This is a genomic window from Pseudomonas sp. Q1-7 (assembly GCF_028010285.1).
GTDB lineage: Bacteria > Pseudomonadota > Gammaproteobacteria > Pseudomonadales > Pseudomonadaceae > Metapseudomonas.
The window spans coordinates 803,434-817,500 of record NZ_CP116304.1; the positions used below are offsets into that span (position 1 = coordinate 803,434).

Annotated in this window: 15 protein-coding genes; 5 read left to right on the plus strand and 10 right to left on the minus strand. The window is 63.7% G+C overall.

Annotation, left to right across the window (positions count from 1 at the left end; genetic code table 11):
* Positions 1-8 precede the first annotated feature (8 nt).
* On the minus strand, positions 9-653 hold the full coding sequence (crp, locus tag PJW05_RS03585) for a cAMP-activated global transcriptional regulator CRP (RefSeq protein WP_069081944.1): 645 nt from the start codon (positions 651-653) through the stop codon (positions 9-11).
* A gap of 226 nt (positions 654-879) precedes the next feature.
* On the opposite strand from crp, the gene PJW05_RS03590 reads away from it, so the two are divergent.
* Together PJW05_RS03590 and speD are read left to right on the plus strand one after the other, a co-directional pair.
* Complete coding sequence (locus PJW05_RS03590) at positions 880-1,305, plus strand: OsmC family protein (protein ID WP_271410405.1); 426 nt, start codon at positions 880-882, stop codon at positions 1,303-1,305.
* A gap of 249 nt (positions 1,306-1,554) precedes the next feature.
* Positions 1,555-2,349, plus strand: coding sequence for an adenosylmethionine decarboxylase (speD, locus tag PJW05_RS03595; protein WP_271410406.1), 795 nt, complete (start codon positions 1,555-1,557; stop codon positions 2,347-2,349).
* Between the two features lie 64 nt (positions 2,350-2,413).
* Here the strand turns inward: speD and PJW05_RS03600 are convergent.
* The 3 genes from PJW05_RS03600 to PJW05_RS03610 form a co-directional block, all read right to left on the minus strand.
* A protein-coding gene (locus PJW05_RS03600; protein WP_271408853.1) for an IS3 family transposase occupies positions 2,414-3,635 on the minus strand; the annotation gives its coding sequence in 2 pieces (ribosomal slippage) (positions 2,414-3,281 and positions 3,280-3,635; 1,224 coding nt in all).
* A gap of 101 nt (positions 3,636-3,736) precedes the next feature.
* On the minus strand, positions 3,737-4,384 hold the full coding sequence (coq7, locus tag PJW05_RS03605; RefSeq protein WP_271410407.1) for a 2-polyprenyl-3-methyl-6-methoxy-1,4-benzoquinone monooxygenase: 648 nt from the start codon (positions 4,382-4,384) through the stop codon (positions 3,737-3,739).
* 88 nt (positions 4,385-4,472) lie between these two features.
* The gene (locus PJW05_RS03610) at positions 4,473-4,811 is read right to left on the minus strand and encodes a histidine triad nucleotide-binding protein (RefSeq protein ID WP_271410408.1); all 339 of its coding nucleotides are present in this window, start codon (positions 4,809-4,811) and stop codon (positions 4,473-4,475) included.
* A 90-nt stretch (positions 4,812-4,901) separates the two neighbouring features.
* Here PJW05_RS03610 and PJW05_RS03615 point away from each other — a divergent pair, with 90 nt between their 5' ends.
* The gene (locus tag PJW05_RS03615) at positions 4,902-6,383 is read left to right on the plus strand and encodes an AAA family ATPase (RefSeq protein WP_271410409.1); all 1,482 of its coding nucleotides are present in this window, start codon (positions 4,902-4,904) and stop codon (positions 6,381-6,383) included.
* Positions 6,384-6,389: 6 nt separating this feature from the next.
* Here PJW05_RS03615 and PJW05_RS03620 read toward each other — a convergent pair whose 3' ends face one another.
* From PJW05_RS03620 to hemJ, 4 genes are all read right to left on the minus strand, one after another.
* Positions 6,390-7,178: an SDR family NAD(P)-dependent oxidoreductase gene (locus tag PJW05_RS03620; protein WP_271410410.1), complete on the minus strand. Its 789-nt coding sequence runs from the start codon at positions 7,176-7,178 to the stop codon at positions 6,390-6,392.
* Between the two features lie 55 nt (positions 7,179-7,233).
* Positions 7,234-8,253, minus strand: coding sequence for a DUF805 domain-containing protein (locus PJW05_RS03625; RefSeq protein ID WP_271410411.1), 1,020 nt, complete (start codon positions 8,251-8,253; stop codon positions 7,234-7,236).
* A 126-nt stretch (positions 8,254-8,379) separates the two neighbouring features.
* Positions 8,380-9,342, minus strand: a complete 963-nt coding sequence (locus PJW05_RS03630; protein WP_271410412.1) for an NAD(P)H-dependent flavin oxidoreductase — start codon at positions 9,340-9,342, stop codon at positions 8,380-8,382.
* A gap of 20 nt (positions 9,343-9,362) precedes the next feature.
* Positions 9,363-9,788, minus strand: a complete 426-nt coding sequence (hemJ, locus tag PJW05_RS03635; protein WP_271410413.1) for a protoporphyrinogen oxidase HemJ — start codon at positions 9,786-9,788, stop codon at positions 9,363-9,365.
* Positions 9,789-9,921: 133 nt separating this feature from the next.
* Here hemJ and argC point away from each other — a divergent pair, with 133 nt between their 5' ends.
* Entirely contained in the window at positions 9,922-10,956 is a 1,035-nt protein-coding gene (argC, locus tag PJW05_RS03640) for an N-acetyl-gamma-glutamyl-phosphate reductase (RefSeq protein ID WP_271410414.1), read from the plus strand.
* 151 nt (positions 10,957-11,107) lie between these two features.
* The gene (erpA, locus tag PJW05_RS03645) at positions 11,108-11,458 is read left to right on the plus strand and encodes an iron-sulfur cluster insertion protein ErpA (RefSeq protein WP_028631048.1); all 351 of its coding nucleotides are present in this window, start codon (positions 11,108-11,110) and stop codon (positions 11,456-11,458) included.
* 56 nt (positions 11,459-11,514) lie between these two features.
* Here erpA and PJW05_RS03650 read toward each other — a convergent pair whose 3' ends face one another.
* Complete coding sequence (locus PJW05_RS03650) at positions 11,515-12,606, minus strand: anhydro-N-acetylmuramic acid kinase (protein WP_271410415.1); 1,092 nt, start codon at positions 12,604-12,606, stop codon at positions 11,515-11,517.
* A gap of 4 nt (positions 12,607-12,610) precedes the next feature.
* Positions 12,611-14,056, minus strand: a complete 1,446-nt coding sequence (locus PJW05_RS03655; RefSeq protein WP_271410416.1) for a peptidoglycan DD-metalloendopeptidase family protein — start codon at positions 14,054-14,056, stop codon at positions 12,611-12,613.
* Positions 14,057-14,067 lie beyond the last annotated feature (11 nt).

The window sequence follows — 14,067 nt, forward strand, 5'->3', positions numbered from 1 at the left end:
TCGGGGCTTCAGCGGGTGCCGAAGACCACCATCGTCTTGCCTTTCACGTGCACCAGGCCCTGTTCCTCCAGGCTTTTCAGCACGCGGCCGACCATCTCGCGGGAGCAACCGACGATGCGGCCGATTTCCTGTCGGGTGATCTTGATCTGCATACCGTCGGGGTGGGTCATGGCGTCGGGTTGCTTGCACAGATCGAGCAGCGTCCGCGCCACGCGGCCGGTGACGTCCAGGAAAGCCAGGTCACCCACCTTGCGCGTGGTGTTGCGCAAGCGGTCGGCCATCTGGCTGCCCAGGGCGTAGAGGATTTCAGGGTCCTGCTGGGTGAGCTCGCGGAACTTGGCATAGCTCAGCTCCGCCACTTCGCATTCGGTCTTGGCGCGGACCCAGGCGCTGCGCTCCTTCTCGGAGCCTTCCTTGTCGAACAGGCCCATCTCGCCGAAGAAGTCGCCGGCGTTGAGGTAGGCGATGATCATCTCGCGACCGTCGTCATCCTCAATCAGGATGGTGACGGAGCCTTTGATGATGAAGAACAGCGTTTCGCAACGATCGCCCGCATAGATGATGGTGCTCTTGGCGGTGTAGCGGCGGCGGTGACAATGCGCGAGTAGTTTGTCCAGGCTCTTTATTTTTGGTGTGAGGGTAATTGCGACCATGCCCGAGTCCCGAAAAAGAGAAGGTAAGCCTTTGTCCAACAGGCAATTTTCTAATAGTTGTCCGGCCAAGTGTGCCAGTAATCCGGCGCCAGCTTAACAGACACCCCCGAATCGACAACGTGAATTTGCGACGCAGCTAACACCTGCTTCGGAACTCTACGAGGTCCGGTGAGGAAAATTCGCTGTGATAAGCTACCGCACCTTTTTCCGAGCGGAGTTCCAGGCGATGAAAGCACGCATCCAATGGGCGGGCGAAGCCCTGTTCCTTGGCGAATCCGGCAGCGGCCACGCGGTGGTGATGGACGGCCCGCCCGAGTCCGGTGGCCGCAACCTGGGTGTGCGCCCCATGGAAATGCTGCTGCTCGGCCTGGGTGGCTGCACCAACTTCGATGTGGTGAGCATCCTGAAGAAGTCGCGGCAGCCGGTGGAAAGCTGCGAGGCGTTCCTCGATGCCGAACGCTCCAGCGAGGATCCCAAGGTCTTCACCAGGATCCACGTGCACTTCGTGGTGAAAGGCCGTGGCCTCAAGGACGCCCAGGTCAAGCGCGCGGTGGAGCTGTCCGCCGAGAAGTACTGCTCGGCCTCCATCATGCTCGGTCGCGCCGGTGTCGAGATCACTCACGATTACGAGATCGTCGAACTCGGCGCCTGAGCCGCGTTCCGATGGATGGCCGGGATGCGACATCCGGCCATCATATTTGCGCGTCAAACTCTGGCAGACGGCGCCCGTCGTCTGCATAATTCGCCCCCTTTCAGATTCCGGGGCGCCGGGCCCCGAACCTACGACCACAATCGCCAACGCGAAGAGGTGTAAACCGTCCTACGCAGAAGTGTCGTGCGCTTCTGACGGGCATGCTCAACCACGCGGCGGAGCCGCACATGCACAAGAGAGCTCACAACGGTGAAAAGCAAACTCAAGCTCCACGGGTTCAACAACCTGACGAAGACCTTGAGCTTCAACATCTATGACATCTGCTACGCGGAAACGCCGGAGGACCAGCAGGCCTACGTCCAGTACATCGACGAAGAGTACGACGCCGAGCGCCTGACCCAGATCCTCACCGACGTGGTGGACATCATCGGTGCCAACATCCTCAACATCGCCCGTCAGGACTACGATCCGCAGGGCGCGAGTGTGACTATCCTGATCTCCGAGCAGCCGGTGACCCCCACCGACAGCCAGATCGAGGAGTCGCCCGGCCCGCTGCCGGAAACCATCCTGGCGCACCTCGACAAAAGCCACATCACCGTTCACACCTACCCGGAAATCCATCCGGTGTCGGGCATCGCCACCTTCCGGGTGGACATCGATGTTTCCACCTGCGGTGTGATCTCCCCGCTGAAGGCGCTCAATTACCTGATCCATCAGTTCGACTCGGACATCGTCACCGTGGACTACCGCGTCCGCGGCTTCACCCGTGACGTCGAAGGCAAGAAGCACTTCATCGATCACGAGATCAACTCGATCCAGAACTACCTCTCCGACGACACCCAGGACGCCTACCAGATGACGGACGTCAACGTGTACCAGGAGAACATGTTCCACACCAAGATGCTGCTCAAGGAGTTCGAACTGGACAACTACCTGTTCGGCGACGCGACCAGCAACCTGACCGCCGAGCAGCGCCAGGAAGTCGAGGCGCGCGTGCGCCACGAGATGCTGGAAATCTTCTACGCGCGCAACGTGCCGCACTGAGGCGGTTCCACGCTGGTGTCTAGTCCTGAAATAGGTTTACACCTATCAGGCCAGGATCCAGACCTCAAAACGCCCGATGCACCGCATCGGGCGTTTTGTATTTCAGGGCTTGGTGAGGGCGTTCCCGGTTATAGATGTCCACGGCCTCGCGCACCATCCGGCGGGCTTGTACCAGGTTCGCTGGAGTCTGGGTCAGCAGTTCGTTCTTCAGGATGCCGTTGACCCGCTCGGCCAGGGCGTTCTGGTAGCAGTCATAGCCATCGGTCATCGAGCAGGTAATGCCGTGCTGGGCATGCAGGCGTTGGTAATGCGCCGAGCAGTACTGGATGCCACGGTCCGAGTGATGCACCAGGGGCTGGCGCGTCCGGCGCCGCTGCAAGGCCAGGCTAAAAGCCCGGGCAACCGACTCGGCATGCAGCCCTTCATGGACATGGTGCCCCACGATCTTGCGCGAGTAGGCATCGGTGACCAGGCTCAGGTACAACGGGCCGCTTTGGCTGGGCAGGTAGGTGATGTCGGCGACCCAGACCCGTTCCGGCGCGTCGGGCTGCACTTGCTGCGGGCCGGGCTTGAGCAGATTGGGGTGGCGATAGAAGCGGTGAAAGCTTTGAGTGGTCTTGTGATACGCCCGCTTGGGCAAGATCAGCAGCCGGTGCTCGGCCAGCACGCGAAACAGGCGATCCCGCCCGACCCGCAGCCTCGGGTCGGCCTGACGCTGAAGCACGAAATGCAGTTTCCGTGTGCCCAGGCGCGGCTGACGCATCCGCAGGTGCCGCACGAACTGGGCGACCTGTCGATCCTGATGGCCGCGGCGATCCGCCGTCCGGTTGCGCTGGTAATAGGCCTGGCGACTGATGCCCATGAACTGGCAAGCCCTGCTAACGCTCAGCCCTTGGACTTGCCTTTGCGTGAGGACTTGCCGGTACGCTTTTTACGATGGAAACGCCGTAGTCGTTCTTCAGCACATCCACCACGGCCTCAAAGAACTGGGCCTTCTGGTTGGCTAGCTCCAGCTGCTGCTCCAGTTCCTTGATGCGTTGCTCGGGGGTCAAGGGTCGATCGGGCTCGGACACGGAAAGGCTCCTTGCGGTACGGATGGACGCCCCCTGGCTCCAATCCTGCCGACCGTGCTTGCGTAACCACACCAACACCGTCGACCGACCCTGGATGCCATAACGGGCCTGAGCCTCCTTGTAACTCATTTCGCCCTTTTCGACCTGGTCGACGACCGCCAATTTAAAAGCCAGCGTGTAATCGCGCTGGCTACGTCGTACACCTTGCGCCATGGGACGCTCCTGAAAACAAAGGCCAAGGTGTAAACCTTATTCAGGACGGGACATGGAAACGAAAAAGGGCGCCGGTTGGCGCCCTTTTTCATGTTCTCGACTCAGATCCGGTAGGTGCTCTTGGTCATCACCTTGGACAGCAGGGTCATGCCGAACTTGACCGGTGCCGGGAAGCGCAGGCCACCGGCCTCGATGGCGCTGGTGGCGTGCTGTTCCTCGTCCGTGCGCATCTGCTCGAGGATGGCACGGGACTTGCCATCTTCCGCCGGCAACTGCTCCAGATGCTCGTCGAGGTGCTTGCATACCTGGTCCTCGGTAGCGGCGACGAAGCCGAGGCTGACCCGATCACTGATCAGGCCGGCCACGGCGCCGACGCCGAAGGACAGGCCGTAGAAGATCGGGTTGAGTACGCTCGGACGGCTACCCAGCTCCCGGATGCGTTGTTCGCACCAGGCCAGGTGGTCGACTTCCTCCTCGGCGGCATGCTCCATGGCGACGCGTACTTCCGGCAACTTGGCGGTCAGCGCCTGGCCCTGGTACAGCGCCTGGGCGCAGACCTCGCCGGTGTGGTTGATGCGCATCAGGCCGGCGATGTGGCGGGCGTCTTCGGCCTTGAGTTCGGCATCGGGCTGGCCATCGGCCGGCGATGGTCGGAACGGCTGGCCGGTGAACGGCAGCAAGGTGCGCAGCGCGGCATCGGCCTGCAACAGCAGGCGGTCGGCGGGGGAGTAGGAACGTTCGCTGGCCATGCGGCACCTCCGTGGAATATCGGCGGGCATTCTACCGCAAGGGGATGACCGAGGCTTGACCGGTGTCAGGCCCCGGTCGCTGGCGGGGTCAGCCCGGAGGCCAGTGCATCTGGCGCTGACCCAGTACGTGCATGTGGATATGGAAGACGGTCTGGCCGCCTTGCTCGTTGCAGTTCATCACCAGGCGGAAGCCTTGGTCACATCCCTGCTCCATGGCCAGGCGCTGGGCGGTGTAGGCGATGTGGCCGACCAGAGCCTTGTCCGCCTCGGTGAGGTCGGTGAGGGTAGGGATGTGCCTCTTCGGGATCACCAGGAAGTGCACGGGGGCCTGCGGTCCGATGTCATGGAAGGCGATGACCTGATCGTCCTCGTAGAACTTTCGCGCGGGAATGTCCCCACTCGCGATTTTGCAGAACAGACAGTCCACGGGAATTCTCCAGGCTGTTATAAGAAATCTCGAGTTTAGCGGTGAGCCATTTCCCCGGCCAGCTTCGGCCTGGGCCCACAAGGAGCCTGTGTGAAGAACGATATCCATGACCTCGGTCTGGTGCTGGATTCCCGAGTGAAGTTGATCCTGATCGAGTCCTGGGACGAGCGCCGGGTGCTGGAAACCCTCACCAGCCTGGCGGTCAGGCGTGGCCTCGGACTCTTCACCTGGGCAGTCAGCGAAGGCATGCAGCGCCTGGGGTTCGGGGGCGACAGCCTGGGGCAGGAGGACAGCCGTGAGCCGGAGGCGGCGCTCAAGCTGATCAAGGCCGACCCGCAGCCGAATCTCTACGTGATGTGCGACCTGCATCCCTTCCTCTCTGACAATCCCAAGGTGGTGAGGCTGCTCAAGGAAGTGGCCATGGCCGAGGGCAACCACAAGCCGACGCTGGTACTGGTCTCCCATGCCCTCAAGCTGCCTCCCGAGGTCCAGCGCTACACCGCGCGCTTCGACCTCGCGCTGCCCAGCGAAGACGAATTGTTGAGCATCGTCCGCGAAGAGGCTTCGCGTTGGAGCGAGCGCAATCGCGGCGCGCGGGTTCGTACCGACAACCGCACCCTGCAGCAGGTGGTGAAGAACCTGCGTGGCATGAGCCACGGCGAGGCGCGTGCCCTGGCGCGCAACCTGATCTGCGATGACGGCGCCATTACCCAGGAGGATCTGCCGGAGTTGAACAAGGCCAAGTTCCAGTTGCTGGACCTGGAAGGTGTGCTCAGCTTCGAATACGAAACCGCCCGTTTCGCCGAAGTGGGTGGCCTGGCCAACCTCAAGCGCTGGTTGGCCGATCGCCAGGCCGCACTGGTGGACGACAAGGGGCAGGATCGGCCGAAGGGCGTGCTGCTGGTCGGTGTGCAGGGCGGTGGCAAGAGCATCGCGGCCAAGGCCGTGGCCGGACTCTGGGGGGTACCGCTGCTGCGCCTGGACTTCGCCTGCCTGTACAACAAATTTTTTGGCGAAACCGAACGCAACCTGCGCGAAGCCCTGAAGCTCGCCGAACAGATGGCGCCCTGCGTGCTGTGGATGGACGAGGTGGAGAAGGGCTTGGCCAGCGGCGACCACGATGGCGGCGTCAGCCAGCGCTTGCTGGGGACCCTGCTGACCTGGATGGCCGAACGCAAGGCGCCGGTGTTCATGGTGGCCACCGCCAACAGTATCGACCGCCTGCCACCGGAGTTGTTGCGCAAGGGGCGATTCGACGAACTGTTCTTCGTCGACCTGCCGCAACCGGAGATTCGTGCCGAGATCTTTCGCATTCACCTGGTGCGTCGCGAACTCGACCCGGCGCAATTCGATCTGCACCAACTGGTGGCCGCCAGTGATGGATTCTCCGGCGCCGAGATCGAGCAGGCGGTGGTGGGCATGCTCTACGCGGCCCAGGCCCGCCAATGCCCGGCCGACCAGGCCCTGCTGCTGAGCGAGCTCAAGGGCAGCGCGCCGTTGTCGGTGCTGATGGCCGAGCAGCTGGCAAGCCTGCGGGCCTGGGCCAACGGACGTTGTGTGAAGGCCGACTGAAGCCTTTCAGGGTTGCGCGAAGCGGCGCACGACGCGGCCGACCAAGTGACGCACCAGCCAGCGAGGCGCGAGGCGGGGGAAGAGGGCGGCCAGCCGGTTGCGCCAGCCGGGGATGATGATGGCGCGGTCCTTCTCCAGAGCGCGTACGGTCAGCAGCGCCACTTCCTCGGGGCTCATCATCAGTTTGCTGCCGTCCAGGCCGTCGACCCGCAGGTGCGCGCCGCGGAAAAACGCGGTACGGGTCGGACCGGGGCAGAGCACCGAGACCCTCACCCCGCGAGGGCGGAGTTCTTCGCGTAGGCCTTCGGAGAAATTCAGCACGTAGGCCTTGCTGGCGTAGTAGTTGCTCATCCAGGGGCCGGGCTGGAAACCCGCCACCGAAGCAATATTGAGGATCTGCCCGCCGCCCTGGCGGGCCATCAGGCCGCCGATGCCGTGGCAGAGCCGGGCCAGGGCGAGGATATTCAGTTCGATCAGCTCCTGCTCGCGCGCCCAATCCTGATCGACGAAGGCGCCGGACGTGCCGATGCCTGCATTGTTCACCAGCAGATCGATTTCCCATTCTCCCTGTTCCAGGTCCATCAGCAGACCGGAGAGCTGCAGGGGTTCGGCGAGGTCGCAATAGCGGAACAGCACTTCCACGCCAAAGCGCTGGGTCAGTTCGCAGGCGATGCTCTCCAGCACATCCCGCCGCCGGGCCACCAGCAACAGGTGTCTTCCCCGTCGCGCCAGGGCCTCGGCCAGGGCCAGGCCTATGCCGCTGGAGGCGCCGGTGATCAGGGCATAACGGGGCATCTGGAGGTTCTCCGTGAAGGGGCCGGATTGGACAGCGCCGGCCCCCGGAGGTTGCTTACTCGGCGGGCACGTCGGCGGGTTGTTCGAAGCTGGAGGCGCCGCTCATCTGGGCGCGTTCCACATAGCCCTGGTAGGCCGGTATCGAAATGGCGGCGACTATACCGATAACCGGCACCAGAATAATCAGCCAGGCCAGCACTTTCACCGCACGGCTGTTGGGAGGTGGCGGTGGGCCATAGCGGTTGGGCCCGTCGGTGCCGGGCATGAAGAGCATCAACAGGGCGAATACGCTGCCGACGATGGGCACGAAGTTCAGCAGCCAGAGCCAACCCGACCAGCCCATGTCGTGCAGGCGCTGCACGCCGATGCAGACGCTGACGACCACCAGCGCAACGCAGGCGGCAATGGCGAGCAGGCTGGCCAGCGTTTCGGAGAGCGCGAAGCTGCCGAGGATCACCCCGCCGATCGGCAGGAAGGCCAGCATCAGCGCCATGCTCCAGCCGAGGTAACGTACCCGGCCGATCCGACCGCTGGTGCCCAAAACCTTCAATTCGCCGAACTCCGGCAGTTGCTCGCCCACCTGCGCCTGGGGCGGCGCGTAAGGCGATGAAGGTTCGTTGCTGGTGATGGAGGCTTTCACCTGGGCCGCTTCTTCGGTCTGTTGCGCCTGGCGCGCCAGGTACTTGTCGATGATGATCCCGCACGCCTGGCATTCGGCCGACTTCGGCTGCTCATGGCCGCATTTCGGGCAGCTCATGTTTTCGCTGGCGGGAGCGCCTGCGACGGCGGCTGCGCTGGCGTCCGGATGGTCGTCGGTGGCCACCAGGCTAAGGCCGGACGCCATGTCCTGTTCCTTGCGCACCTTGGCGCCGGCCCGTTGCAGCGCGGCGAGGTACTTGTCGGCCTCGGCTTCCACCAGATCGCGCTTGAGGGCCACGCTGCGGCCGCCGAACAGGCTGTCGATCTTGCTGGAGTCGCTCTTGAACAGGCGGGCGAGGTTTTCCTTCACGGTTTCCAGCGCCACGCCGGGCATGGGTTCACCGTCGAAGACGATCTTGTAGCGTGCTTCGGTCATGCGGGCATCCTTGTCGACGACAGAATGAGATAGTGGCACAGCGTAATTGCGCGCCGGCCCACGGCACAAGCGGCCTGACGCACAAAACGCACAGGCCTCGGGAGCACGTGAGCGGGGGGCTTCGCTTCAGCGGGGCCAGCGTTGGCCCAGTTGCCCGGCCTTGTCACGAGCGGCCCGGTATTCCTGATCGAGGCGGGTAACCAGCTCGTTCACCGTGGGCAGATCGCGAATGTTGCCGACGCCCTGTCCAGCGGACCATACGGTCTTCCAGGCCTTGGCTTCGTCGCTGACGGGTTTCAGCTTCTCACCGTAGTCGATATCGCCCTTGTCGGCGAGACGCTTCATGTCGTAGCCGGCGGCCTCCAGGCTCTGGCGCATGAAGCTGGCCGGTACGCCGGAGACGGCCGGGGTGTGGATGATGTCGGCGGCGCGAGCGTCGAGGATCATCTGCTTGTAGCGGGTTTCGGCGTCGCTCTGTTGGGTGGCGATGAAACGCGTGCCCAGGTAGGCCAGGTCGGCGCCGAGTATCTGTGCGGCGTAGATTTCGTGACCATGGTTGAGGCAGCCGGCGAGCAGCAGGGTCTTGTCGAAGAACTGGCGGATTTCGGCGATCAGCGCAAAGGGGCTCCAGGTGCCGGCGTGGCCACCGGCGCCGGCGGCGACTGCGATCAGGCCATCCACGCCCGCCTCGGCGGCCTTCTCCGCATGGCGACGGGTGGTCACATCGTGGAACACCAGGCCGCCGTAGCTGTGCACCGCGTCCACCACTTCCTTCACTGCCCCGAGGCTGGTAATGACGATGGGGACTCGTTTCTCGACGCAGATGGCCAGGTCGGCCTGCAGGCGCGGGTTGCTGTGATGGACGATGAGGTTGACCGCGAAGGGCGCCGAATCTGCGTCCAGGCCCGCCTCGATCTCGTCCAGCCAGGCTCGGAATCCGCTGCTTTCACGCTGGTTCAGCGCGGGGAAGCTGCCGACGATACCGCTGTTGCAGCAGGCCAGAACCAGTTGGGGGTTGGACACCAGGAACATCGGCGCGGCCACGACCGGCAAGCGCAGGCGTTGTTCGAGCAGTGCGGGCAGGGACATCGGGCTTTCCTCTTGTCGGGTCAGAAGGGCTTGATCACCACCAGGATGACGATGGCGATCAGGAACAGCACGGGTACTTCGTTGAACCAGCGATAGAACACGTGGCCGCGACGGTTCTCGCCACGCGCGAAACGCTTGAGCAATCCGCCGCAGGCATGGTGGTAACCGATCAGCAGGACCACCAGGGTGAGCTTGGCGTGCAGCCAGCCCTGGCTCAGCCAGGCGGGGTTGAGGTAGAGCATCCACAGCCCGAAGACCAGGGTGGCGACCATCGAGGGGCCCATGATGCCGCGATAGAGCTTGCGCTCCATGACCTTGAAACGTTCGCGGCTGGATTCGTCCTCGGCCATGGCGTGGTAGACGAACAGGCGCGGCAGGTAGAACAGGCCGGCGAACCAGCAGATGACGGCGATGATGTGCAGGGCCTTGAGCCACAGATAGAGCATGGGAGGGTTTCCATCAGGCAGATTGCCCGGATAGTAGAGGCTTGACGGGCCGCACGTCACCTCGACGGTTGGCCCCTGACCGATGCGGCCTTATCATCGGCAGCTTTCCAATCGGTTCATTGAGGGGCAAGTGATGGTCAAGGTCGGAATCGTCGGCGGCACGGGCTACACCGGTGTCGAACTGCTGCGTCTGCTGGCTCAGCATCCGCAGGCGGAAGTCGCGGTAATCACCTCGCGATCCGAGGCCGGGGTGAAGGTTGCCGACATGTATCCGAACCTGCGCGGCCACTACGACGACCTGGCTTTCAGCGTGCCGGATGCGAAGACGTTGGGCGCCTGCGACGCGGTCTTCTTCGCGACGCCTCACGGTGTGGCCCATGCGCTGGCCGGCGAATTGCTGGACGCCGGCACCCGTGTGATCGACCTGTCCGCCGACTTCCGCCTGCAGGACGCCGAGGAGTGGGCCAAGTGGTACGGCCAACCCCACGGTGCCCCGGCATTGCTGCCAGAAGCCGTCTACGGTCTGCCGGAAGTGAATCGAGAGGCCATCAAGGGTGCTCGTCTGATCGCCGTCCCCGGGTGCTACCCGACTGCCGCCCAGCTCGGCTTCATCCCGCTGTTGGAGGCCGGTCTGGCCGACACGACCCAACTGATTGCGGACTGCAAATCCGGCGTGAGTGGTGCCGGCCGTGGCGCCAAGGTGGGCTCGCTGTTCTGTGAGGCCGGCGAGAGCATGATGGCCTACTCGGTGAAGGGGCATCGCCATCTGCCGGAAATCAGTCAGGGCCTGCGCCGCGCCGCTGGCGGTCCGGTGGGCCTGACCTTCGTGCCGCACCTGACGCCGATGATACGGGGCATCCATGCGACGCTCTACGCGAACGTTGCGGACCGGGGCGTTGACCTGCAGGCCCTGTTCGAGAAGCGCTACGCCAACGAACCCTTCGTCGATGTGATGCCGGCCGGCAGCCACCCGGAGACCCGCAGCGTGCGCGGCGCCAACGTCTGCCGTATTGCGGTGCACCGTCCCCAGGGCGGTGATCTGGTGGTCGTGCTTTCGGTGATCGACAACCTGGTGAAGGGGGCCTCCGGCCAGGCCGTGCAGAACCTCAACATCATGTTCGGCCTCGAAGAGCGCCTGGGCCTTTCCCACGCGGCGCTGCTGCCTTGATGGAAGCACGGTGCCGGCGATTGACCGCAGGCACCGTGTTTCGACCGCCAGGCCGGATCGAATCGCGTAATAGTTGACCAGTTTTCTAGGGTAAGCGGATAATGCCTCGCCTTAGCGCAGTATGGCGGCGTCGAGCCGGGAGAGTTGCAGCATGAGCGTCGAAACCTTCACCCCTTCAGCCCTGATGTTCACCGAGGGTGCGGCCAGCAAGGTGAAGAACCTGATCGATGAAGAGGGTAACCCGCGCCTGAAGCTTCGTGTTTTCGTAACCGGCGGCGGTTGCTCGGGCTTCCAGTACGGCTTCACCTTTGATGAAGACGTGGCGGATGACGACACCATTGTCGAACGTGACGGCGTCAGCCTGGTGGTCGATCCGATGAGCTTTCAGTACCTGGCGGGTGCCGAAGTGGATTACCAGGAAGGCCTGGAAGGTTCGCGTTTCGTGATCAAGAACCCGAATGCCACCACCACCTGCGGTTGCGGTTCTTCCTTCTCGATCTAACCGTTTTTCGCATGCAGAAACGCCGTGCCCATGGGCACGGCGTTTTCGTTTGGGCCTCAGGCGGGGTAGATGGCGCCGAGAATGCGCAGTCCCCTGGCGCCTGTGACGCTGGGGCGATTGGTGGGGATGCCTTCCAGGCAGCAATGGGCCAGCCACGCAAAGGCCATGGCTTCGACCCAGTCCGGGTCCGCACCGAAGTCCGCCGTGCTGCTAACTCGAGTGCCAGGCAGGAGAGCGGCCAGTCGTAGCATCAACTGTCGGTTGTGGGCGCCGCCGCCGCAGACCAGCAGGTCGTCCGTCCGCGGCTGTGCGGCGCGGAGAGCGTCGGTGATGCTGCGGGCGGTGAGTTCCAGTAGGGTGGCCTGCACGTCCTCGGGCTTGAAGATGGGCAGGCGGGCGAGGTGGGACTGGAGCCAGCCGAGGTTGAACAGCTCGCGGCCAGTGCTCTTGGGGCCCCGGGTGGTGAAGAAGGCGTCGCCGGAGAGGGTGTCCAGCAGGAGCTGTTGCGCGGTGCCGCTGGCCGCCCAGTCGCCATGTCGGTCGTAGCTCTCGCCGCGCTGGAGGTGAATCCACGCGTCCATCAGGACATTGCCGGGGCCGCAGTCGAAGCCGTGCACCGGCTGACCCGGATCGATCAGGCTCAGATTGCTGAAGCCGCCGACATTGAGTACGGCACGGTGACTGCCGGCGTCGCCGAATAGCGACTCGTGGAAGGCGGGAACCAGTGGCGCGCCCTGGCCGCCAGCCGCGACATCGCGCCGCCGGAAGTCGCCCACTACGGTGATGCCAGTGAGCTCGGCCAGCAGAGCGGGGTTGCCGATCTGGATGGTGAAACCACGAGCGGGCTCATGGCGTACGGTCTGGCCGTGGCTACCGATGGCCCGGATATCCCCGGCGCCTAGGTTGTTGCGGACCAGCAGGGCGTTGATTCCCGCAGCAGCCAACTCCACCCAGCCGTTTTCCGCCAGCGCGGCGCGGGCCAGTTCATCCGGACCGGAGGCGCAGAGGGCCAGCAGCTCGCTGCGCAGCGCGCCGGGCATGGGAATGTAGTGGGTGTCGAGAAGGATGATGCGATCGGTCTGCTCAATCAGGGCGATGTCCAGGCCATCGAGGCTGGTCCCGGACATCACTCCCAGGTAGCGCGCCATGGGGTCAGCGCTTGTTCAAGGCGAGCGTGCTGGCCTTTTCCCGGTCCATGCGCGCAAGCAAGGGCTGGCTCAGTTGCAGGAAGCGCTTCTTCTCGGCGACGTTCAGCGGATCGGCCATCGGCAGCTTCACACCCAGCGGGTCGACATGCACGCCGTTCACCTGGAACTCGTAGTGCAGGTGTGGGCCGGTGGACAGCCCAGTCGTCCCCACGTAGCCGATAATCTGTCCCTGCTTCACGCTACCGCCGGTACGAATGCCCTTGGCGAAGCCCTGCATGTGGCCGTAGAGGGTCTTGTACTTGTTGCCGTGCTGAATGATCACTGCGTTGCCGTAACCGCCGCGGCGACCCGCCAGGACGATCCTGCCATCGCCGGTCGCCTTGATCGGCGTGCCGCGGGGGGCCGCATAGTCCACACCCTTGTGGGCGCGAATCTTGTTCAGGACCGGGTGGCGGCGACCATTGGAGAAGCGCGAGCTGATACGGGCGAAGTCGACGGGGGTGCGGATAAAGGCCTTGCGCATGGCCGTGCCGTCGCCGCGCAGATAGGTGGCGGTACCCTGCTTGTCGACATAGCGGATGGCGCTGAAGGTCTTGCCCCGGTTGATGAAGCGCGCGGCGAGGATTTCCCCGCTGCCCACCTTCTTGCCGTCAACTACCTTCTCTTCGTAAATCAGCTCGAACTCGTCGCCTTCGCGGATGTCGAGGGCGAAATCGATGTCGTATCCGAAGATGTTGGCCAGGCCCATCGTCAGGTCATGGGACAGCCCAGCGCGTTTGGCGGACAGAAACAGCGAGCTGCTAATCTCGCCGCGGGCATAGGCTGAGCGCAGCTCCGGTTTGATCAGGTCACGCTTGAAGGCGTAGCCCTTGGAAGTCTTTTCCAGGTGAATGCTCTCGAGGCCGCTCAGCTTGGTACTGATCTTCTCGAGGTCACCGCTGGGGTTCAGCTTGAATTCGATGCTCTGTCCGACCTTCAAGCGGCTGAGCTGCTTGGCGTCCTTGCTGCTGTTCAGGACGTCATGCAGGACATTGGCGGACAGGCCAACCTTGGCAAATACCGTGGACAAGGTATCGCCATTCCCCACGGTCACGATCTTGAGACCGGGATCGGTGGGCGGTTGGGTGGCAGCGAAGCCGGTAGCTTCTACTTTCTTTTTCTTCTGGTCCGCGTCTTTTCCGGCGCTGTTCTGGTTCTCGGCTGGGCTCTCGATCCTGGCGAATGGCGAGAGGCCTTCATCCCCGGTGATGGAGCCTGGTCGGAGATCATCTTTCTCCTGGATCACCATCTCCGAGCCGTTTTCCAGCTCCAGGTTGATGTAGGTCTTCTTCGCCTCGACCTCGCGAGACGGGAACACCAGCAGGGCCAGGCTGAGCAGCGCAGCCACACCGCTAGCAGCCAGCAAATGGCTCTTCGGATATGGCGGCGCTTTGGGTACTGAATGCGTCATGGCGTGTGGTG

Excerpts from the sequence above, each read along its gene's own strand:
- erpA (WP_028631048.1), top strand. The coding sequence starts at position 11,108 with ATGAGCGTCGAAACCTTCACCCCTTCAGCCCTGATGTTCACCGAGGGT.
- argC (WP_271410414.1), top strand. The coding sequence starts at position 9,922 with ATGGTCAAGGTCGGAATCGTCGGCGGCACGGGCTACACCGGTGTCGAA.
- PJW05_RS03625 (WP_271410411.1), bottom strand. The coding sequence starts at position 8,253 with ATGACCGAAGCACGCTACAAGATCGTCTTCGACGGTGAACCCATGCCC.
- PJW05_RS03655 (WP_271410416.1), bottom strand. The coding sequence starts at position 14,056 with ATGACGCATTCAGTACCCAAAGCGCCGCCATATCCGAAGAGCCATTTG.
- crp (WP_069081944.1), bottom strand. The coding sequence starts at position 653 with ATGGTCGCAATTACCCTCACACCAAAAATAAAGAGCCTGGACAAACTA.
- PJW05_RS03630 (WP_271410412.1), bottom strand. The coding sequence starts at position 9,342 with ATGTCCCTGCCCGCACTGCTCGAACAACGCCTGCGCTTGCCGGTCGTG.
- PJW05_RS03590 (WP_271410405.1), top strand. The coding sequence starts at position 880 with ATGAAAGCACGCATCCAATGGGCGGGCGAAGCCCTGTTCCTTGGCGAA.
- PJW05_RS03650 (WP_271410415.1), bottom strand. The coding sequence starts at position 12,606 with ATGGCGCGCTACCTGGGAGTGATGTCCGGGACCAGCCTCGATGGCCTG.
- PJW05_RS03620 (WP_271410410.1), bottom strand. The coding sequence starts at position 7,178 with ATGCCCCGTTATGCCCTGATCACCGGCGCCTCCAGCGGCATAGGCCTG.
- coq7 (WP_271410407.1), bottom strand. The coding sequence starts at position 4,384 with ATGGCCAGCGAACGTTCCTACTCCCCCGCCGACCGCCTGCTGTTGCAG.
- hemJ (WP_271410413.1), bottom strand. The coding sequence starts at position 9,788 with ATGCTCTATCTGTGGCTCAAGGCCCTGCACATCATCGCCGTCATCTGC.